General features: G+C 71.5%; 20 protein-coding genes. 9 read left to right on the top strand and 11 right to left on the bottom strand.

Annotation, left to right across the window (positions count from 1 at the left end):
• Positions 1-19: 19 nt before the first annotated feature.
• From DLJ53_RS27475 to DLJ53_RS27450, 6 genes are all read right to left on the bottom strand, one after another.
• Positions 20-859, bottom strand: coding sequence for a GNAT family N-acetyltransferase (locus DLJ53_RS27475; protein ID WP_111351399.1), 840 nt, complete (start codon positions 857-859; stop codon positions 20-22).
• Between the two features lie 197 nt (positions 860-1056).
• The gene (locus DLJ53_RS27470; protein ID WP_111351315.1) at positions 1057-1395 is read right to left on the bottom strand and encodes an NIPSNAP family protein; all 339 of its coding nucleotides are present in this window, start codon (positions 1393-1395) and stop codon (positions 1057-1059) included.
• Positions 1385-1897 (bottom strand): TRAP transporter small permease, encoded by a 513-nt coding sequence (locus tag DLJ53_RS27465; protein WP_162409603.1) that lies wholly within the window; start codon positions 1895-1897, stop codon positions 1385-1387. Before DLJ53_RS27465 ends, DLJ53_RS27470 begins: the two co-directional genes overlap by 11 nt.
• Positions 1894-3186 carry a TRAP transporter large permease gene (locus tag DLJ53_RS27460; protein ID WP_111351313.1) on the bottom strand — a complete coding sequence of 431 codons (1293 nt, stop codon included), beginning with the start codon at positions 3184-3186 and terminating at the stop codon, positions 1894-1896. Before DLJ53_RS27460 ends, DLJ53_RS27465 begins: the two co-directional genes overlap by 4 nt.
• A 258-nt stretch (positions 3187-3444) precedes the next feature.
• On the bottom strand, positions 3445-4422 hold the full coding sequence (locus DLJ53_RS27455) for a TRAP transporter substrate-binding protein (RefSeq protein ID WP_111351312.1): 978 nt from the start codon (positions 4420-4422) through the stop codon (positions 3445-3447).
• Between the two features lie 30 nt (positions 4423-4452).
• Positions 4453-5385: an NAD(P)-dependent oxidoreductase gene (locus DLJ53_RS27450; protein ID WP_162409601.1), complete on the bottom strand. Its 933-nt coding sequence runs from the start codon at positions 5383-5385 to the stop codon at positions 4453-4455.
• A gap of 268 nt (positions 5386-5653) precedes the next feature.
• Here DLJ53_RS27450 and DLJ53_RS27445 point away from each other — a divergent pair, with 268 nt between their 5' ends.
• Entirely contained in the window at positions 5654-6394 is a 741-nt protein-coding gene (locus tag DLJ53_RS27445; protein ID WP_111351308.1) for a FadR/GntR family transcriptional regulator, read from the top strand.
• Between the two features lie 9 nt (positions 6395-6403).
• Here DLJ53_RS27445 and DLJ53_RS27440 read toward each other — a convergent pair whose 3' ends face one another.
• The 3 genes from DLJ53_RS27440 to DLJ53_RS27430 all read right to left on the bottom strand — a co-directional run bounded on the left by DLJ53_RS27440 (position 6404) and on the right by DLJ53_RS27430 (position 11078).
• A complete protein-coding gene (locus DLJ53_RS27440) occupies positions 6404-8725 on the bottom strand; it encodes a xanthine dehydrogenase family protein molybdopterin-binding subunit (RefSeq protein WP_111351306.1) in 2322 nt (773 codons plus the stop codon).
• A gap of 178 nt (positions 8726-8903) precedes the next feature.
• Positions 8904-10274 (bottom strand): glutamate--cysteine ligase, encoded by a 1371-nt coding sequence (locus tag DLJ53_RS27435; RefSeq protein ID WP_111351304.1) that lies wholly within the window; start codon positions 10272-10274, stop codon positions 8904-8906.
• 90 nt (positions 10275-10364) lie between these two features.
• Positions 10365-11078, bottom strand: a complete 714-nt coding sequence (locus DLJ53_RS27430; protein ID WP_111351302.1) for a 16S rRNA (uracil(1498)-N(3))-methyltransferase — start codon at positions 11076-11078, stop codon at positions 10365-10367.
• A 37-nt stretch (positions 11079-11115) separates the two neighbouring features.
• On the opposite strand from DLJ53_RS27430, the gene xseA reads away from it, so the two are divergent.
• Positions 11116-12366: an exodeoxyribonuclease VII large subunit gene (xseA, locus tag DLJ53_RS27425; protein ID WP_425320975.1), complete on the top strand. Its 1251-nt coding sequence runs from the start codon at positions 11116-11118 to the stop codon at positions 12364-12366.
• Positions 12367-12730: 364 nt separating this feature from the next.
• Here the strand turns inward: xseA and DLJ53_RS35625 are convergent, their stop codons facing one another.
• Positions 12731-14032 carry a lytic transglycosylase domain-containing protein gene (locus tag DLJ53_RS35625; protein WP_244935174.1) on the bottom strand — a complete coding sequence of 434 codons (1302 nt, stop codon included), beginning with the start codon at positions 14030-14032 and terminating at the stop codon, positions 12731-12733.
• A 500-nt stretch (positions 14033-14532) separates the two neighbouring features.
• Here DLJ53_RS35625 and DLJ53_RS27415 point away from each other — a divergent pair, with 500 nt between their 5' ends.
• The 7 genes from DLJ53_RS27415 (at position 14533) to DLJ53_RS36450 (ending at position 20416) form a co-directional block, all read left to right on the top strand.
• Positions 14533-15147 (top strand): ribonuclease D, encoded by a 615-nt coding sequence (locus DLJ53_RS27415; protein ID WP_111351300.1) that lies wholly within the window; start codon positions 14533-14535, stop codon positions 15145-15147.
• A complete protein-coding gene (gene lptC / locus DLJ53_RS27410) occupies positions 15144-15806 on the top strand; it encodes an LPS export ABC transporter periplasmic protein LptC (protein WP_111351298.1) in 663 nt (220 codons plus the stop codon). The genes DLJ53_RS27415 and lptC overlap by 4 nt, the downstream gene beginning before the upstream one ends.
• Positions 15807-15819: 13 nt before the next feature.
• Entirely contained in the window at positions 15820-16392 is a 573-nt protein-coding gene (locus DLJ53_RS27405; protein WP_111351297.1) for an LptA/OstA family protein, read from the top strand.
• Positions 16393-16549: 157 nt separating this feature from the next.
• Positions 16550-17146 carry a GNAT family N-acetyltransferase gene (locus DLJ53_RS27400; protein WP_111351295.1) on the top strand — a complete coding sequence of 199 codons (597 nt, stop codon included), beginning with the start codon at positions 16550-16552 and terminating at the stop codon, positions 17144-17146.
• 336 nt (positions 17147-17482) lie between these two features.
• Positions 17483-19039, top strand: a complete 1557-nt coding sequence (locus tag DLJ53_RS27395; RefSeq protein ID WP_111351294.1) for a 2-isopropylmalate synthase — start codon at positions 17483-17485, stop codon at positions 19037-19039.
• Between the two features lie 980 nt (positions 19040-20019).
• Positions 20020-20169 (top strand): hypothetical protein, encoded by a 150-nt coding sequence (locus DLJ53_RS35330; RefSeq protein ID WP_162409599.1) that lies wholly within the window; start codon positions 20020-20022, stop codon positions 20167-20169.
• 115 nt (positions 20170-20284) lie between these two features.
• Entirely contained in the window at positions 20285-20416 is a 132-nt protein-coding gene (locus DLJ53_RS36450; protein WP_264194644.1) for a hypothetical protein, read from the top strand.
• 70 nt (positions 20417-20486) lie between these two features.
• Here the strand turns inward: DLJ53_RS36450 and DLJ53_RS27390 are convergent, their stop codons facing one another.
• Positions 20487-20717, bottom strand: coding sequence for a hypothetical protein (locus DLJ53_RS27390; RefSeq protein WP_162409597.1), 231 nt, complete (start codon positions 20715-20717; stop codon positions 20487-20489).
• Positions 20718-20730 lie beyond the last annotated feature (13 nt).

The following is a 20730-nucleotide window of genomic DNA, read 5'->3' as shown; positions in this document are numbered from 1 at the left end:
GTTCAACGCGGGCGACGGCTCACCCCAGCGCCTGGGAGGCGAGCGCGAACCGCTCCGGCGCGGCCTCCGGCACGGTCCCGCGCATCATCGCGGTGCCCGAGCCGGCGCGTGGCAGGCCCTGCCGCTCCAGCCAGTCGGCGAGCGCAGTGTCGGTGGTGTCGACGCGCACGAACGCTCCGTCGAGCGCGGCGACATGTGCCGCGATCAGCCGCTGCGCATGGTCGCGGTCCGGCGCGATCACCGGCCCGATGGTCCACCCGAGGCCGAACATGCGGCGGATCGCGAACCCCGTGACGCCCCCCTCACGGACGACGAGGGCGACACCCCGCCGCAGCATCGCGCCGAGCAGGTCCGTCCGGTCGCCCCCGAAGGCCGTTCGGTCGAGCGCGAGGATCGCGGCACGATCGTCCGCGTTCGCTTCCTCCACCCCGTCCGGGGCGGGCGCCGCCTGCGGTACGCCCTGATGCTGAAACACGGTCCCGGTCGCGGCGAAGCCCAGCTTCTCGTAGAGCGGCAGCCCGGAGTGGGTGGCGACGAGGCGCAAGGTCCGGCCGCCCGCGTCGACGATGGTGCGTTCCATCAGCGCCCGCCCGAAGCCGCGTCCCCGCTGGCCGGCGGCGACCATCACCATGCCGACCGCCGCGAGGCGCTCCCCGTAGGGCATCCACACCGCCGTGCCGGCGACCTCGCCGCGATCGCGGATTACGGTCCCGCGCGAGATGGCGGCGACCAGCTCCCAGTCCTCGCGCCGGTGCGGCCAGCGCTCGGCCCGGGACAGCGCCAGGCCGGCGTCGATGTCGGCCGGCCGGAAGGGATCGAAGGAGGGCGCGGCGGACGCTGCGGAATTCGACGGGCTCATGAAGATCAACTCGGGAGGAACGGGCAGGACATACGCCCCCTCCATACCACCCCGCGCACGGCCCGCACCCCCATCGCCGCCAACCAGCGCCCCGCACGGCGGTGCCGCCCGCGCGGCCAAGGCACGGCGGTCCCCCGGGTGCCTGTTCGTTGGTGAAGCCCGAGCCCGCTGGGCGCCGCGGGCCCGGGACCGGCGGCTCAGTCCGCCGCGCGCACCTCGGGGGCCGGGGCGAAGCCGACCGGCGTCATCAGCGAGTTCTTCTGGGAGACGAGATAGGCCGCCTCGCGGCTCCGCTTCAGGTACTCGGCCCAGTCGGGATCGGCGGCGAGGGCCTGCCGCTTGGCCTCCCGGTCGCCCGCGCTCTCGTAGACCCAGATGTGGACGTAGGAGTTGGGGTCGCCCGATTCCGTCGCCGCGTAGAGCCACGGCTTGCCGAGGTGGCGGGACTGCGCCTTGTAGCCGTACTCCTCGTAGAGCTTGAGGTGCAGTTTGATGGTGCCGGGCCGGCAGGTGTAGGTGCGATGGTCAATCAGCATGCACAGTCTCGTTGCGGTTGGGTGAGGAGTGGATCGCGACACGGACGGCCACGATGAGGTCGCGCACGCTGTAGACCAGCATGAGCGCCGCGGAGATCGGGATCACCGCATAGATGTAGCCGGTCGGCACGCCCAGGATGGGCGTCACGGCGCGGCTGCGGGAGGCGAGGTCGTACCCCTTCCAGGCCATCACGGCGAGGAAGACCATGCTGAGGAGCACCGTGACGATCCGGAGCCAGGAGCCCGAGCGCGGCCCCAGAATCCCCTCCAGCCAGTCGACCCGGAAGTGTTCGTTCTCGCGCCAGAGAGCGGCGGCGCCGACGAAGACCATGATGGCGAACAGCGCCTCGACGATCTCGTCGAACCACGCGGTGGTCCAGATCTGGAACGTGCGCGAGACGACGTTGCCGAGGAGGATGACGAACAGCGCGACGAGGCACGCGACCGGGATCGCCCTCAAGACGAAGCCGACGCCCCGGTCGAGGCCGGCGAGCGCCCTCACGAGTTCGCTCCCAGCACGAGGCCCGGCAGCCAGGTCGACACCGCCGGCCACACCGCCACCAGCACCAGCACCCCCATCAGCCCCACGAGGTAGGGCCAGAGCGCCCGCGTCAGCCGCCCGACCGAGAGCCCCGAGATCGAGGAGACGGCGAAGAGCACCATCCCGACCGGCGGCGTCAGCAGGCCGACCATCGAGCACATGATCATGATGACGCCGAACTGGATCGGATCGACGCCGATCTTCGTCATCACCGGCAGGAACAGCGGCACGGTGAGGACGATGACGGCGATCCCCTCCAGGAACATCCCCAGCACGAGGAGGATGAGGATGACGATCGTCAGGATCACCGCCGGACTTTCGGAGAGGCCGAGCAGCCCGTCGATCAGCGCGTTGGGGACGCGCTGGTGCACCAGGAGCCAGCCGAAGAACCCGGCGGCGGCGATGACGAACATCACCCGGATGGTGTGCACCAGCGTCACCCACAGGATGCCAGGCAGCTCTTTCGGCTGCAGCTCGCGGTAGACGAACATCGACAGCACCAGCGCGTAGGCGCACGCCGCGACCCCCGCCTCGGTGGGCGTGAAAATGCCGGAGAAGATCCCGCCGATGATGATGACCGGCGTCAGCAGCGACAGCACCGAGTCGGTGAAGCTCGCGAGGAGCTCGCGCCAGGGCGCCCGCTCCGAGCGCGCCATGTTGGTGCGCCAGGAGACGAACCACACCGCGAGCATCAGCGCGAGGGCCATCAGCAGCCCCGGCACCACGCCGGCGAGGAAGAGCTTGGCGACCGACACCCCGGTAATCGAGGAGTAGAGGACGAACGGGATCGACGGCGGGAAGACCGGGCCGATGGTCGACGAGGCGGCGGTGATCGCGGCGGAGAAGCTCGGATCGTAGCCGCGGTCGGCCATCGCCTTCAGTTCCACCTGGCCGAGCCCGGCGGCATCCGCCACGGCGGCGCCCGACATGCCGGAGAAGATGAGGCTCGCGACGACGTTCACCTGTCCGAGCCCGCCGCGGATGTGACCGACGCAGGCGTTGGCGAAGCGGAAGATGCGCTCGGTGATCCCGCCGGTGTTCATGAGGTTGCCGGCGAGGATGAAGAAGGGGATCGCCAGCAGGGTGAAGGCGGTGGTGCCGGAGTACATGCGCTGCGGCAGCATCGCGAGGATGTGGAAGTCGCCGGACAGCATGTAGAAGCCCGTCGCAGTGAGCCCCAGCGCCACCGCGACCGGCACGCCCATGGCGATCAGGACGACCAGCGCGCCCAGGATGAGAAAGGCCAGCATCGAAGCGTCCAACAATGGCCGGCGGCCCGGCCGTGATCGGTGAAGGGAGGGATCCGGACGCCGTGTGCGTCCGGGCGAGACGTCAGGCCCGGGCGACGCCACCCGCGCCCCCCGGAAACGGTGCCGCGGCCGGCACCGTCCCTGCGCAGCGCTGCCGTGGCCGGCACCGTTCCTGAGCGGCGGACCCCCGCGGCAGCCATCGCCGCGCGAAAACTGTCCGCGGAGCGGAAGGGCGCCCGGCCAGGCCGGGCGCCGGCGTCAGTCGGCGAGGAAGCTCTGGAACTTCTCCATGTTCTCCGCGCCGGTGTACTCGGTGACGCGCTTCATCGCCTCGGACCCCGCGACCGTCTGGCGGAACGCGGCGAGGTCGGGGCGGGTGATCTCCATCCCGCGCTCCTCGAGCTTGGCGAGCTCCTCCTCCTCCTGGGCGGCGACCAGCTCGCGCATCAGCGCGCCGGCCTTCTGGCTCTCCTCGCGCACGATGGCCTGCTGCTCGGGCGTCAGGCGCTCCCAGGAGTCCTTGTTGATGACGTGGACCATCGAGTTGTAGACGTGCCGCGTCAGCGCCAGGTACTTCTGAAAGTCGTCCAGGTTGTAGTGGTAGATCACGCCGACCGGGTTCTCCTGGCCGTCCACCACGCCCTGGTTCAGCGCGTTCGGCAGCTCCGGGAAGGCGATCTGCGTCGCCGACGCGCCCAGCCCCTCGACGGCGGCCACGATCTGCAGCTCCGGCGGCGTGCGCAGCTTCAGCCCGGCGACGTCGTCCGGCGTCTCGATCGGGTGCTTGGAGTTGGTGATGTTGCGGAAGCCGTATTCCCAGTTCGACAGGAGCACGAGGCCCTGCTCCTCCAGCTTCGGCGCCACCCAGTCGTTGAACGGCCCGTCCAGCACCTCGTGCGCCTGGGCGTAGTCCTTGAAGGCGAACGGCGTCATCACCGTGCCGAAGGCCTTCTCGTACTTGTCGAGGCCGCCCTGGGTGGGAAGGTTCATGTCGATGGCGCCGAGCACGGTCTGCTCGAGCTGCTCGGGCGGCGAGCCCAGCTCGTTCGCCGGGTAGATCTCGATCTCAACCGCACCGCCGGTGCGCTCGGCGACGTTCTTGGCGAACTGTTCCGCCGCGATGTGTCCCGGGTGCGTCTCGGCCGCGAAGTGCGCCAGGCGCAGGGTCACGTCCTGTGCCAGCGCCGGCGTCGCGAGAAGCGCGGCCAGGGATGCCGCGATCACTGTTGCCCGCATCGTTTCCTCCGATTTTTATGACTTGCTTTGTTATTGCGCGGCTTCGGTGTCGGCCGGTTCGGGCAGCCGCGCTTCGATGCCCGTCAGCTCTTCGTAGGCCTTGATCACGGCGGTGCAGCCTTCGTCGGCATGTCCCATGATCGAGGCCAGGGCGTAGGTCTGTTCGACCGAGCGGGACATGAAGGCGGGCAGCCCCGCCTCGTTCATCCACTCGGCGTAGTAGCGCACGTCCTTCTGCGCGTTCGCCAGCGACATGTGCGGGGTGAAGTCGCGCTTCAGCGTCAGCTCGCCGTAGAGGTCCATCATCCCGGACTTGCCGCCCGCGGCGGAGATGATGCCGATCACCTTCGTCATATCGAGCCCCTCGCGCGCGGCGAGCGCGAAGCCCTCGCAGAACGAGGCGACGTTGGCGAAGGCGATGTAGTTGTGAATGAGCTTCAGGCGGATCGCATGCCCTGCGGGTCCGACATGGAAGATGTTCTCGGCATAGGTCGCGAACACCGGCCGCAGCTCCTCGAGGAGGTCCGCGTCGCCCCCGAACAGGACGTTGACCTCGCCCCGGTCGGCGTGGGCGGGCGTCCGGGTCATCGGCGCCTCGCAGTAGCGAAGGCCCCGCCGCTCGCACTCCTGCCGCATCAGGTCGACGTGGGAAGGGGAGACGGTCGTGTGGTCGAGGAAGACGGCGCCGGGCCGCATCGCGTCCAGCACGCCGTGGCGGATCGCAAGATCCTGCACGGCCTCGGCGGTGGTGATGCAGATGCCGAAGATGTCCGCCTCGGCCGCCATCGCTACCGGGTCGGAGCCGGCGACGGCGCCGAAGGACACCGCCTCGTCGACGCGTTCTGGGCGCATGTCGGTCGCTGTCACGGCAAGGCCCTTGAGGGCCATGTTCTTGACGAGACCCCGGCCCATTCCGCCGAGACCGACGAACGCGATGGCCGGGCCGGCCGCTGGACCGCTCATGGGCGCTCTCCTCCTGATCGCGTCCGGTCCCATCCGCCGCGTCAGGCTCGCCGCCGCCGCCGTCGGACCGGGACGCATTGTTCCGGTGGCCGGTCTGCGCCGGCCTGCGAGGTCAACTGATCACAAAGTCATTTGTCTGACAACTGTTTTGCGATAAGAGTTGAAAAGTCTGACAACGGGCGACAATTTGCTATCGCACGGATGCGAACGGGCAGCCGCGCGCCACCGCCGCCCGCCTCTCCACGGCGGCGAAGACGAGGGAGACCCCATGACGTCAGGGCTATTCGAACGGATCGACCGACCCCGCCGGTTGCCCGACGAGATTGCGCGTTCCATCTCCGAGGCGATCTCGAGCGGCCAGCTCAAGCCCGGCGACCGCCTGCCGACGGAGCAGGCCCTCTCGGCGCAGTTCGGCGTCGCCCGCACCGTGGTGCGCGAGGCGGTGTCGCTCCTGAAGTATGACGGGGTGATCACGCCCAAGCGCGGCGTCGGCGCCTTCGTGACGGAGCCGAACGCGCGCTCCGCCTTCCGCATCTCCGCGGCCTGCTTCGAGAAGCGCCGCCAGCTCGTCCAGCTCCTCGAGCTGCGCACGGGCGTCCAGGCGGAGGCATCGGCGCTCGCCGCCGCGGCGCGCTCCGACCGGGACCTGCGGCGCATCGCCACCCACCTCACCGACATGGCCGAGGCGACCGACGAGGGTCCCGACAGCGCCGCGCAGCGTTTCGACGCCGAGGGCGCCTTCTACCGCGCCATCACCGAGGCGTCCGGCAACGAGTACTACGTCGAGTTCGTGGGGATGATCGAGCGCAACGTCTCCGAGAACCTGCGCTCCGTCGCGATCAAGAACGCGATGGCCGCCGAGTGGGGGAGCGAGATCCTCGACGAGCACCGCGCCGTCTATCAGGCGCTGGAGGCCGGCGACCCCGAGCGGGCGCGCCTCGCCACGCGCACGCACTTCGAGCGCGCGGCCCGTCGCCTCGCCAACCGCGCCGACATCGCCGACGTCTGATCCGCCCACTCAGGCGGCGGCGCGGGCCCTGGCGTCCTCGATGGCGCGCCACACCTTTTCCGCCGTCGCCGGCATCTCGATGTGCCGCACGCCGAGCGGGGACAGCGCGTCGACGACGGCGTTCATGATGGTCGGCGGCGCCGAGATGCAGCCCGCCTGCCCCGAGCCCTTCACGCCCAGCGGATTGGCCCCGGTCGGCACGCCGCCGAAAGTGATCTCGAAGTCCGGCAGGTCGTCCGCGCGCGGCAGCCAGTAGTCCATCAGCGAGCCGGACAGGAGCTGGCCGCCCTCGTCGTAGACGACATCCTCGCCGAGCGCCTGGCCGATCCCTTGCGCGATGCCGCCGTGCACCTGCCCCTCGACGAGGCGCGGGTTCACCATGCGCCCGTAGTCGTCCACCGCGACGTAGCGCTTCAGGCGCACCTCGCCCGTCGCCGGATCCACCTCCACCTCGGCGAGGTGGCATCCGCCCGGGAAGGTGATCGGCGCATCCTCGCGGCGAACCAGCGTGTCGAGCCCCTCGGCCGGCCCGACGTCGGCCGCCCTTGCCGCGCGGGCGACGTCCGCCAGCGGCACCGCCCGCCCCCCGCTGCCGCGCACCGCGAAGACGCCGCCGGCATACTCGACGTCGCCAGGATCCGCCTGCAGCAGCTGGGCTGCGATCGGCCCGGCCGCCGCCAGCATCCTGTCGATGGCGAGCGCCAGCGTCCCGGCGCCCATGTGCATGGACCGCGCGCCGCCGTGCCCGTTGCCCATGCGGGTGCGCCGCGTGTCGGCCTGGACGTAGCGGAAGCGCTCCATCGGCAGCCCCAGGCGCGCCGCGGCGACCTGGGTAAAGGCCGTCTCGTGCCCCTGCCCGTTCGATTCCGTGCCGGTGACGATCTCGATCGCCCCGTCCTCGGCGAAGCGCACGCCCGCCTCCTCGACGGGCGCGCCACGCGCGGTCTCGATGAAGCAGGCGACGCCCAGCCCGCGCAGCCTGCCGCGCGCCTCCGCCTCGGCCCGCCGCGCGGCGAAGCCGTCGTAGTCGGCCGCCGCCACCGCCTTGTCGATCGCCTCGCGGTAGCCGCCGCAGTCCACCACGACGCCGAGCGCCTTGCGGTAGGGGAAGGCGTCGACGACGTTGATCCGCCGCAGCGCCACGGGATCGAACCCGCACTGCCGCGCCGCGGCGTCGATGAGCCGCTCGATGATGAAGTTCGCTTCCGGCTTGCCGGCGCCGCGGTACGCGTCCACCGGCGCCGTGTTGGTGAACGCCCCGCGCGTGCGCATCGCGATCGCGGGGATGACGTAAACCCCGCCCATCGCCGCCGCCGGCGCCAGGGTGGAGCTCCCCGGCCCCAGGGTCGAGGCGTAGGCGCCGAGGTTGGCAACGATCTCCACGTCGAGCGCGAGGAAGCGCCCCTCGGCGTCGAGCGCCAGACGCCCCCTGCACTTCAGCGCCCGCGCATGGACCGAGCCCATCAGGTCGTCCGCGTTGGTCGACACCCAGCGCACCGGCCGCCCGAGCCGACGCGCCGCCCACAGCAGCAGCGCATGCTCGGGAAACGGGAAGTTCTTCATGCCGAAGCCGCCGCCGACGTCCTCGGCGAACACCGCGAGGTCGTCCTCGGCGACGTGCAGCACCGACTTCGCCAGCGTGGAGCGGATCCCGTGGACGCCCTGGCCGGTGACCTCCAGCGTCATCCGCCCGCTGTCGTCGGCCTCGGCGATGGCCGCGCGCGGTTCCATCGGGAAGGCGCTGACGCGGTTGTTGACGAGCGGCAGCTCCACCACGTGCGCGGCCCCGGCGAAGGCCTGCTCGGTCGCCTCCCGGTCGCCCCGCTCGAACACGAAGGCGAGGTTGCCCGGCGCCTCGTCCCAGAGCTGCGGCGCCCCCTCGCCCAGCGCCTCGACCTCGTCGACGACCACCGGCAGCGCGTCGTAGTCGACGTCCACCGCCTCGGCCGCGTCCATCGCCTGGGCGAGCGTCTCGGCGACCACGAAGGCGACGGGCTCGCCGACGTAGCGCACGCGCTCGCGCGCGAGGATCCACCGCGGCGGCTTCACCAGCGGCGACACCGCGTCGAGCGTCATCTCGCACGGGAGCGGACCGAGCCCGTCCGCGGCGAGGTCGGCGTCGGAGAACACGCCGACGACGCCCGGCATCTCGCGGGCCGCGCCGGTGTCGACGCTCTTCAGGTCGGCGTGGGCGTGCGGCGAGCGGACGACGACGGCGTGCAGTTCGCCCGGCCGATGGTGATCCGCCGTGTAGCGGCCGCGGCCGAGGAGGAAGCGCTCGTCCTCCAGGCGCGGGATGGATCCCTCGGACGACGGGTCGATTGATGGCATCGTGTTGCTGCTCCGGTGGCTTGCCGTTCTATCGGGCGGGCAAGCCGCGTTCCAGCACCGATGCCCCCGCCCGACCACAGCCATGCGAGAGCATCCGCCCTTCGCCGGCTCATCGCGCCCCGGCGCGCCGGACCGCATCCGGCAGACCCGCATTTTTCCCGTGGCGCCGCGCGGTCCCTCAGAAGGCGTTGGTCTCGAAGACCTTGCGCACGTCCTTGTTCCAGGCCCCGTAGTAGGCGTCGATCAGTTCGTCGGCGGGCGAGCGGCTGGAGTGGGCGGCGTCTTCCAGCAGGGTGAGGAAGGTGCGCTCGTCCGGCAGGTCCGCGGTGGCGCGGGCCCGGCGGCGCAGCCCTTCGGAGGCGAGCGCCAGCGCCTCGCGGGCGATCTGCGCGACGGTGCGGCCGCGCACGTGCGTCATCAGCCCGTCGGTCGGCACGCGGTTGACCATGACCTGCCGGTCGGCAGCGGTGAGCTCCTCGGTCATGGCGACCGCCTGGTCGAGGATGCCGTCGTCGTAGAGCAGGCCCACCCAGAAGGCCGGCAGCGCGCAGATGCGCCCCCACGGCCCGCCGTCCGCGCCGCGCATCTCCAGGAAGCGCTTCAGACGCACGTCCGGGAACAGCGTCGACAGGTGGTTGATCCAGTCGCCCATGGTGGGCCGCTCGCCCGGCAGCTTGTCGAACTTGCCGTCCATGAACTGGCGGAAGGTGTGGCTCGTCGCCTCGATGTACTTGTCGCCGCGCTTGACGAAGTACATCGGCACGTCGAGCGCCCAGTCGACGTAGCGCTCGTAGCCGAAGCCCTCGTCGAAGGCGAAGGGGATCGGCCCGCAACGCGCCGCGTCGACATCGCGCCAGACCTCGGCGCGGTTGGAGCGCAGCCCGTTGGGCGCGCCCTCGTAGAACGGCGAGTTGGCGAAGAGCGCCGTCGCGACCGGCTGCAGCGCCAGGCCGACGCGCATCTTCTTCACCATGTCCGCCTCGGACGAGAAGTCGAGGTTCACCTGGATGGTGCAGGTGCGGTGCATCATGTCGAGGCCGCGGGTGCCGACCTTCACCATGTGCCGGCGCATGATGTCGTAGCGCTGCTTCGGCATCTTCTCGGCTTCGTCGATGGTCCAGGTCGGCGCGAAACCGAGGCCGAGGAAGCCGATGCCGAGCCGCTCGGCGATCTCGCGGACCTGCACCAGGTGGCCGTTGGCCTCGCGGCAGGTCTCGTGCAGCGTGTCGAGCGGCGCGCCGGAGAGCTCGAACTGGCCGCCCGGCTCGATGGAGATGGCGCCGCCGCCCTCGGGCGCGGCGAGGCCGATGATGCGGCCGGAGTCGGTGATCGCCTCCCATCCGGTGGCTTCGCCGAGCCCGGTGAGGATGGCGCCGATGCCGCTCTCTCCCTCGTAGGGAACGGGCGAGAGGTCGCCGAGATTGAACGCGAACTTCTCGTGCTCGGTGCCGATGCGGAACTGCTCGGCCGGCTTCTCGCCCTCGGCGATGTACGCGACCAGAGCGTCCCGACCCTCGACCGGGGTATCATCCAAAGTATCGCGCGCCATCGTCCCCTCGCCTTTTTGGCCGGCGGACCATAAGGACGCCGGAACGGGTGCGCAACTGCGTGCTATACCACTTAAGTCGCCGAGGCGGCCTTAACTGGGGAATGCCGCCTCGACCAGCGACAAAAGTGCAACAGCGGCAGTGTCCGCCCGCAGAATCCGCGGTCCCAACGACACCCGAACGGCCCGCGGGGCGAAAAGCTCCCGCTCTTCGGGAGAGAATCCGCCTTCCGGGCCGACGAGTACGGCGAGCGGGGCTCCGGCGGCGCGGATCGTCGCCACCGGGTCCATCGCGTCGCCCGCGAGAGCCTCGTCGGCCACAACGAGCGGCCGGTCAAGCCCGCCGAGGAAGTCGGCGAGGGAAACCGGCTCCTCGATGACGGGGACGGAGAGGATGCCGCACTGTTCGCACGCCTCGACGATGTTGGCGGAGAGGCGCTCGCGGTTGATCTTGCGGACCTGCCCGTGCTGGGTCAGCACGGGGACGAGGCGGCCCGCGCCCATCTCGGTCGCCTTCTCCACCATGTAGTCGAGCCGCGCCTGCTTCAGCGGCGCGAAGGCGTAGACGAGGCGGGACTTCGGGGTCTGCGCGGCGGTGCGCTCGACGGCGTCGGCGCGCCCCGCCTTCTTGCCGAGCTCGTCGATCTCGGCCCGCCACTCGCCGTCGCGGCCGTTGAAGACGAGGATGGAGGCGCCGGGCGACAGGCGCAGCACGTTGCGCAGATAGTTCGTCTGCCCCTGATCGAAGGTGATGAGACCGGGCAAATCGGCGTGGACGAAGAGGCGTGGAGCGTTGAAGTCGCGCAAGGGGAGGTTCCGGTGACGTCACGAAACCCCTATCATAATGCCGATGTCTGACCCCTTCACCCTCTTCGATGACGAACGTCCCGCGTCGAACGCGGTCGAGTTCACGGTGTCGGAGCTGTCGCGCGCGGTGAAGCGCTCGGTGGAGGACGGGTTCGGCTACGTCAGGGTGCGCGGAGAGATCGGCGGGTTCCGCGGACGTCACTCGTCCGGCCACGCCTACTTCTCGCTGAAGGACGCCGACGCGACGATCGACGCGGTGGTCTGGCGCGGCTCCTGGTCCAAGCTCGGGGTGAAGCCCGAGGAAGGCCTCGAGGTGATCGCCACCGGCCGCCTGACGACCTTCCCGAAGAAGTCGAGCTACCAGATCGTCGTCGACAACCTGGAGCACGCCGGCCTCGGCGCGCTGATGAAGCTCCTCGAGGAGCGGCGCCAGAAGCTCGCCGCAGAGGGCCTGTTCGACGAGCAGCGCAAGCGCCCGCTGCCGCTGATGCCCCGCGTCATCGGCGTCGTCACCTCGCCGACCGGCGCCGTCATCCGCGACATCCTGCACCGCATCTCCGACCGGTTCCCCGCGCACGTCGTGGTCTGGCCCGTCCGCGTCCAGGGCGAGACGTCGGGCGCGGAGGTGACGGCGGCGGTGAAGGGCTTCGCCGGCGACTACGGCGGCCCGCGGCCGGACGTCATCATCGTCGCGCGCGGCGGCGGCTCGGTCGAGGACCTGTGGGGCTACAACGACGAGGCGCTGGTGCGCGCGGTCGCCGCCTCCCCGATCCCGGTCGTCTCGGCCGTCGGCCACGAGACCGACTGGACGCTCGTCGACCACGCCGCCGACTACCGCGCGCCGACGCCGACGGGCGCGGCAGAGCGGGTGGTCCCGGTCCGCTCCGAGTGCCTCGCGACGCTGGGCGACCGGGCGCGCCGCCTCGACACGGCGATGGCGACGCACCTGCGCCACCGGTCCGAGCACCTGCGCTTCCTCTCCCGCGGCCTGCCGGCCGGGCCGGCGCTGGTCGAGCCGCTGCGCCAGCGCCTCGACATCGCATCCGACCGCGCGCTCGCCGCCCTCTTCAAGGCGACCGCCGACGCGCGCCGCCGCTGGTACGCCGCGACGCAGCACCTGTCGCCGGCCATCGCCCGGCGCCCGGTGGAGCGCGCGGGCGACCGCCTGGCGGTGGCGGGCGCGCGCCTCGCCCGCGCCGCCGACGCCGGCCTGCAGGCGAGCTCCGCCGCCCGCCCCCCGCGCCGCCGCTCCCGAAAGGTCGACGACGCCCAGGGCATCCTCCTCTAGCCCCGAGGCCCAGCCGGGCCGACCGCCCGCTCCCCCGCGCGGCGCCGTCACGCCGGCGCGGCCCGGCGACGCCCTCCCACACTCCCGCCTACGCCCGCGTCTCCCGACCTCGCGGCACGGCGCCTCCGCCGCGCGGCAACGGCACGGCGGACCCGGTCGCCTGTTCCCCGGAGCCTGCCGTCGCTGAAGCCCGTCAGGTGACGGAGCGCGCGGCCGCGCAAGGCCGAAGAGCGGAGCGTGCCTTGCGCGGCCGTGCGGTCCGGCACAGGGCTTCATTCAGCGACGGCAGGCTCCGGGGGGCAGGCGGCCCGCCCCTGTTCCCTGGTGAGTCCCGAGCCCCCTCGGCGTGGCGGCCGGTGCGGGCCTATCGGTTCCGCACGACCACGCAGGGCACGAGCGCCCTGGCGACGCGCTTGCAGGTGGCCTCGGCCTCGCCGCGGCTGGCGGCGGCGAACTGGACCGCGTGGATCGGCCGCCGGCCGCGGGCGGCGAAGCGGCGGATCACGACGCGCGGCCCCTCGGCGACGAGGTCGCCCGGCAGGCGCCCCTCCACCCGCGCGTACTGGCGCATGGCGACGTTGCGCTGCGGGTGGCCGGCGACCTGTGCGCCCCACGGGGTCCATTCCGATGAGCCCCCGGCGGGGGGCGAGACGGAGAGCGACCGGCCGAGCGCGGCGACAAGCTGCGGGCAGTCGACGGGCCCGCGCTCGATCTCGGGACGCGGCAGCGGAGTCGGCGGGAGGATGGGGACGGCCTCGTCGTCGGGGAGATCGCCGCCGGCGGTGAGCAGCTCCAGCCCGAGGTCCACCGGGGCCGTTTCCGCGGCCGCCGGCGTCTCGTCGCGGAGCTGGCCGGAACCGGCGAGGACGGCGGGGGCCGGGCGGGAGGTGATCATCCGCCGCTCGGCGACCTGGAGCGCCCAGTGGCGGGCGGTGCGGCCGGTGATCGAGTAGACGTAGTCGACCGTCTCGTAGGGCAGGCCGCCGAGGCCCTTGACGAACGGCATGACGCGGTTGGGGCCGCCGTTGTAGCCGGCAGCGGCGAGGCCCCACGATCCGAAGCGGGCCTTGAGGTCGGCGAGGAAGTGGGCCGAGGCGAAGAGCGCCTCCTCGCGGTCGAAGGGGTTCTTCAGGCCGCGGATGCGGGCCGTACCCGGCATGAACTGGGCGATGCCCTGGGCGCCGACAGGGCTGACGGCGTTGGGGTTGAAGCGGCTCTCCTTCCAGATGAGGCGGATGAAGAACTCATGCGGGACGCCGTGACGATCCGCCGCCTCGGTCATGTCGCGGCAGAGGCCGGCCACTTCGGCGGCTTCCTCGGCGGCCTTGCGGGCCTCTTCCGCCGCCTCGTCCTCGCCGCTGCCGGCCGCGCCATCCTCGCCGCCGGTGTCGGCGTTCACGGCGTCGGTGCCGTCGCCACCCGGGGCGCCGTCCGCGTCTCCCGCGACCGCATCCCCGTCCGCATCGCCCTCCGTATCGCCGTCCGGTGCGCCGTCGGCAGCGGGGTCTTCGACCATGGTCCCGGATGCATCCTCGCCGCCGGCCCCCACGTCGACGGCAGCCGGGCCGGGCGCCTCGCCGGTCGTCTCCGCCGCGGCGGGCCGGTCGCCGTCCGCCGCGCCGGTGGGCGCCACGGTCGCCTCGGGCACCGCCCCGTCGGGCGCCACGGGCCCCTCCGGCGAGGCTCCGGCGGGTTCCCCGGCCGCTTTCGCCGGCGCCCAGCCGGCCCCGTTCGCCGGGGCTCCGTCGCCGCCGGCCGGAAGGTCCCCGGCGTCCCCGACGAAGGCCCCGGCGGGCGGGCCCGCGGGGTCCCCGCTCCCGGCCGTCGCGACGCGGAGGCCGCCGCCGGCCGCCGTCGCGGCCGAAAGCGGCGCCGAACTTGCAGGGACGCACTGTGTTTTGGACGTGCATGACGGCCATTCGTTGGCCAACGCTGGCGCAATGCCTATGTGTGCGCAAACAATCGCCAACCCGAGGCCGAGCGGGGTCGCTTTCATGAGCCGTGTCCGAAATGCACGCCCCCGGGCCTTGCGACCACAACCATGGATCTTAAGCCACAAAAGGCCTCTATTATTTACCAACTGAGGCACGCAATCATCACGAAGGCATTGTCAAGCATTCCCTTGACCCCCATCAAATGGCGGACACGAGCTAGACGGACGAGACCTTGACTATCACGCTTCACCACGGCGACCTTCCAGAGCCTCTCGGGAATGTGACGTCCATCGCGATCGACACCGAGGCGATGGGTCTGCAACAGCCCCGCGACCGGCTCTGCCTCGTCCAGATGTCGCGCGGCGACGGTCATGTCGACCTGGTGAAGATCGCCAAGGGCCAGACCTCCGCCCCGAACCTTACCGCAATGCTCGCCGATCCGGCCATCGAGAAGCTCTTCCACTACGGCCGGTTCGACATGGGGATCCTCGCCGCCACCTTCGGGGTGATGCCGGCGCCTGTCTACTGCACCAAGATCGCCTCCCGTCTGGTGCGCACCTACACCGACCGGCACGGCCTGCGCGACCTGGCGCGCGAGATCGCCGGGGAGGACATCTCCAAGCAGCAGCAGTCCTCCGACTGGGGCGCGGCGGAACTGACCGACGCCCAGAAGGCCTATGCCGCGTCCGACGTCCTGCACCTGCACAAGATCCGCAAGGGTCTCGACGCCATGCTGGAGCGCGAGGGGCGTGCCGATCTCGCCGCGCGCCTGTTCGCGTTCCTTCCCACCCGTGTCGAGCTCGACCTTGCCGGTTGGCCCGACATCGACATCTTCGCCCACTCATGACCGACGCCGCCGTCATATCCGGGCCGGCTTCCGGCCAGCAGCACGCTTTTGCCGTACCGGCGCGCCGGCGAGAGGAGAAGCGCGCGCTCGCCAACACGCGGCGCGTGAAGCGGCTGCGGATCGTCGTGCCGACGCTCGGCTTCCTGATCGCGGCGGTGCTGACGGTCGGCGCCGTGCTGCCGAAGCTGTTCCCGATCGCCGCGCTCGCCGGCCTGTCGCTGACGGCGGACGGCCTCGTGATGAACGAGCCGCGCCTCGCCGGCCATCTCGGCGGCGGCCGGCGCTACGAGGTCGTCGCCTCGCGTGCGGTGCAGAGCCTGCTGACGCCGTCGCACCTGGCGCTCGAGGGGCTGCAGGCCAACCTCGACATGGGTGACGGGGAGAGCGTCGCGATGCACTCGGCCGGCGCCACCTACGACACCAATACCGAGGTCCTCAACCTCGCCGACGGCGTGCGCATCAACTCGACCGACGGCAGCAAGGCCTCGCTCGAGAGCGCCACGGTCTTCTTCCAGGACGGACGGATGGAGAGCGAAGCTGGCATCTCCATCAACTCGCCGCGCGGCAACATCCGCGCCGGACGCATCGACGTACTCGAAGGCGGCGATCTCATCCGCTTCTCCGATGGCGTCGCCATCACGATCAACCCAGCGACCTAGATTCGGAGCCGATATGGTCCCCCTCTTCGCCCGCGCCCTCATCATCGCCCTTCTGGTCGCGCCCCTTCCCGCCGCCGCTCAGCAGCTGCAGACCGGTTTCGCCGACTTCGGCCAGGACCAGTCGACGCCGATCGAGATCGAAGCCGACGCCCTCGAGGTGCAGGACAAGAAGAACACCGCCGTGTTCACCGGCAACGTCACGGTGCGGCAGGGCAACGCCGCGCTGCAGACCTCGCGCCTCACGGTGGTCTACTCGCAGTCCGCCCTGCCCTCGCCGGACAAGGCGACCGCCGCCACCACCTCCGGCAAGGCGCCGTCGACGCCGGGCGACCAGCGCATCTCGCGCCTCGAGGCGACCGGCGAGGTGCTGCTGGAGTCCGACGGCCAGACCGCGACCGGCAACGACGGCGTGATCGACTTCGACACCAACACGCTCGCCCTCAACGGCAACGTCACCCTGACGCAGGGCGACAACGTCGTCACCGGCGACAAGTTGACGGTCGACCTCAACACCGGCATCGCCCGCGTGCAGTCGACGGGCCGCGTGCGCGTCCTGCTGTCGCCCGGCGGCAACCGCCCCAACTGATGGCCCGCCGGCGGCGCCGTTGCCCCCTGCGGCACCGGCGCCCGCCCGGCCCGCCTGCCGGGCGCCTGACGTGCCTGGCGCACCGGTACGGCGGCGCTCCACTTGGCCGGCGCCATCGCGGCGGCGGCCCGTCCCGTCCCCAGCTCCGTCAGGGCCGATGTCCCAGTCTCCCCCCGAGCCGGCCGCCAACCCCGGCACCGCCGCGCCGGATAGCGGACGGGCGACCGGCATCGCGCCCGCCGGCATCGCGCTTGCCTGGCGCGCCTTCGACGCGCTTACCGTCCACGAGCTCCACGCGATCCTGAAACTGCGCGTCGACGTCTTCGTGGTCGAGCAGGCCTGCCCCTACGCCGAGATCGACGGCGCCGACCCCGACGCCGAGCACCTCCTCGCCACAGCCCCGTCCGCCGGCCAGCCGGCAACCGCCGCCCCCTCCCCGGGCCATACCGGTCCCGCCGGACCGCTCCTCGCGACCCTGCGCGTCTTCCCGCCGTCGGGCGGGGCGCCGGCGCGCATCGGCCGCGTCGCCGTCGCGCCCGCCGCCCGCGGCACCGGCCTCGGCGCCGCCGTCATGCGGGCCGCGCTGGAGCGCATCGCCGAGCGGCACGGCGCCGCCGCCGTCGAGGTCAGCGCCCAGGCGCACCTCGAGCGCTTCTACCAGCGGCTCGGCTTCGCCCGCATCGGTCCCGACCACACCATCGACGGCATTCCCCACGTCGACATGCGCCGCCCCGCCGTCACGCCGTCCGCCTGACCCGCATGCCTAAACGGCAAGCGCGAAGGCCGATTTTCGGGCGAATCTTGCGCAACGCCGAGGCAGCGCGAAATACCCCCTTGTCGCCGGCCCATACCGCCGGTACATAGCAGGCATGATCGCAACCACGTCCCTCCCGCGCCTGTCGCCGCCCTCCGGGCTGGCCGCGCGGTCGGCCGTGCGCCTTCTCCTCCTCCTTACAAGCCCCTGAGCGTCGGCGGCCCGCCGTGACGGGCGCACGTTCAGGGGATGATCGAACCGCACCACCGACCCGATCATGCGGCCGAGGCACCATGCCCGGAAGGCTCCGCCCGCCGCCGAGGAGAACGACCCGACATGTCCGATCAGATCAAGATCTTCGACACCACCCTGCGTGACGGCGAGCAGTCCGCCGGCGCCACCATGACGCACGACGAAAAGGTCCAGATCGCCCTGACCCTGGACGAAATGAAGGTCGACGTCATCGAAGCCGGCTTCCCGATCGCCTCCCAGGGCGACTTCGAGGCGGTATCCGAGATCGCCCGGCAGGTGCAGTTCTCCGTCGTCGCCGGCCTCGCCCGCGCCGTACCGGGGGACATCGCCCGCGCCGGCGAAGCGGTCCGCCACGCCAAGCGCCCGCGCATCCACACCTTCGTGTCCACCTCCCCCATCCACCTCCAGCACCAGATGCGCGCCACCGAGGACGAGGTGGTCGAGATCATCGCCAGGACCGTCACCCAGGCCCGCGACCTGGTCGACGACGTCGAGTGGTCGGGCATGGACGCCACCCGCACGCCGCTCGAGTACCTCGCCCGCTGCGTGCGCAAGGCGATCGAGTGCGGCGCCACCACCATCAACCTGCCCGACACCGTCGGCTACGCCACCCCGACCGAATACCGCGAGATGTTCGAGTACATCCGCCGGGAGTGCGGCGACGACGTCACCTACTCCACCCACTGCCACAACGATCTCGGCCTCGCCGTGGCCAACTCGCTGGCCGGCATCGAGGGCGGCGCCCGGCAGGTGGAGTGCACCATCAACGGCCTGGGCGAGCGCGCCGGCAACGCCGCGCTGGAAGAGGTCGTCATGGCCCTCAAGGTCCGCGGCGACGTGATGCCCTGGACCACCGGCGTCGACGCCACGCAGCTGATGCGCGCCTCCAAGCTGGTCTCCGTCGCGTCCGGCTTCCAGGTCCAGTACAACAAGGCGATCGTCGGCAAGAACGCGTTCGCGCACGAGAGCGGCATCCACCAGGACGGCATGCTCAAGCACGCCGAGACCTACGAGATCATGCGGCCCGAGGACGTCGGCGTGCGCTCCTCCTCGCTGGTGATGGGCAAGCACTCCGGCCGCCACGCCTTCAAGACCAAGCTGAAGGAGCTGGGCTTCGAGCTGGGCGACAACGCCCTGCAGGACGCCTTCCGCCGGTTCAAGGACCTCGCCGACCGCAAGAAGAACGTCTACGACGAGGACATCGAGGCCCTGCTCGAGGACCAGATCGAGGAGGTCGCCGAGCGCGCCCGGGTGATGAGCCTGACGGTGATCGCCGGCACCGGCGGTCCGCAGAAGGCGATCCTGGTGATGGACGTCGAGGGCCGCCACGTCACCGAGGAGGCGACCGGCAACGGTCCGGTCGACGCGGTGTTCAACGCGGTGAAGAAGATCGTCCCGCACGAGGCGAAGCTCTCCCTCTACCAGGTCCACGCCGTGACCGAGGGGACCGACGCCCAGGCCGAGGTCTCCGTCCGGCTCGAGCACAACGGCCGCATCGAGTCCGGCCGCGGCGCCGACGTCGACACCCTGGTCGCCTCCGCCAAGGCCTACGTCGCCGCGGTCAACAAGCTCCAGGCCCGCCGCCGCATGCACGCCCAGGGGGCAACCCCGGGCGACGGCACCGTGGTCGCCGCGGAGTAATCCTGGGCTCACCGCGCGGCGGCAAGGCTCAAAGTCGCCGCGCGGTGGCCCCATCCGGCCAAGTCGCGACATCGTCGAACCGAACGGTGTCGCGTATCACTTCGTTCTGAACGTATGGGTCCGGAGCGCTTCGGCGGTGATCCGCTCGCCGTTGATCGGCGGGACCTCATCCTCGCGTCGAAGGCCACGCACCTGCTTCCGTCGATGAAGGGATGGTCATGAGCCCGGCGCTATCAGAGCGCGGCAGCCTCCTCGATCCCATGCGCCTGGTCGCCTGACCGAGGACGGGCCAACCCCGACGGTCCCCGATCGCCAACGTCCGTTGCACGTCTGGGCGCTTCGAGCTGCTGGATTTATCCCCGCCCTCCCGGTCCCGCCATACACTCCCCCCGTCCTTCACCCAAGGGAGGCGGAACCGGACCGACCGGCACTGGGGTGGGGGGCACCGGTTGCCTGCCGTCGATGCGCGTAACGAGCGCGGACGCGGCAGGTGGAGCTGTCCGGGCCGATGACGATGCGCGGTGGTACGACGGGAGGTCCCGATAGCCGCGACTGCCCCCTCTCCGGGGACAGGCCCCATGGATCGGTGTGGCGAGCGGCCGTCGCTCGCAATACCAACCGGGCAGATGAAAAGCCGACAACGGGACGCGTGAGGACGGCCTCACAAATCTCAATAGCGGCCGCCCTCACGCGTCCCGCCTCTCCCCGTCTCCCCTCGCCGCCCCACGGCGCGAGGCCGCGCCCGCACGTCCGGCGCCCCGATCCGCCCGCACGCCCGCGCCGTCGCCGCAACGCCGGCCCCGCCCGGCCCGCCCCGCCGACGGCCCCGCACGACGCACCCGCGTCCGCCCGCCCGCGCAGCAGCGGTCCGCGCACCCTCCGCGCCCACCCGGGATCGCCCGCGCCGGATCGGTGACGCCGGTCACAGCGATCCCCGCCGCCCGCCTCCATCTGACATTCACCAGACAGGAGGACACCCCATGAACGCCATCGCCCGCACCGCCATCGCCGCCATCGCGCTGACCGTCACCGCCATCGCCGCGAACGTCACCGCCCCCGCCTCCGCCGAGCCGGTCAAGGCCGCCACTCACGCCACCGTGCCGGTCCCGACCCCCAAGCCGGTCCTCTGACCCGGAGCGCCCCCGCCCCGGGCCCGGCGAGGGCCCCGGAGGCCGCCCGCGCCCCGGGCCTGCCAGACCCCGACCACAGGCCCCGACCACAGACCCCGAAAGACAGGCACAGCCCATGCTCGCCGTCGCCAGAGCGCTGATCGCCGCCATCACCCTCTCGGTGATCGCCATCGCGGCCCACTACGCCCCGTTCGAGGCCGCCCCCATCGCCGGGGCGCCGGCGCACAAGAGCCGCCCCAACGCATGAAAAAAGGGCGCCGAAGCGCCCTTGTCCCCGCCCCTGCCGGACGGACTACACTCCAACGGCCCGGTAAGCGTCAGCGGATCCGGTTGGAGTTGATGCCGGTGGTCGTCGGTGGCCGCACGAGGTCCAGCGTCCCCGCCTGCCGCTCGTTGGTCCGGATCGCGCGGTTGCGCAGATCGTACGACTGCAGCGCCCGCTCGTTGGTCTGCTGCTGCTGAATCTGCGACGCCTCGCGCTGCTGGTTCTGCAATATCTGCCGGTTCTGCAACGAGTCGTACTGGGCGAGCGCCGTCCCCCCGGACACCACGCACGCCAAC

The sequence above is a fragment of the Acuticoccus sediminis genome, assembly GCF_003258595.1.
GTDB classification, from domain to species: Bacteria; Pseudomonadota; Alphaproteobacteria; order Rhizobiales; family Amorphaceae; genus Acuticoccus; species Acuticoccus sediminis.
The sequence above is the reverse complement of the archived record's forward strand: the minus strand, read 5'-3'. Positions and strand labels throughout refer to the sequence as shown.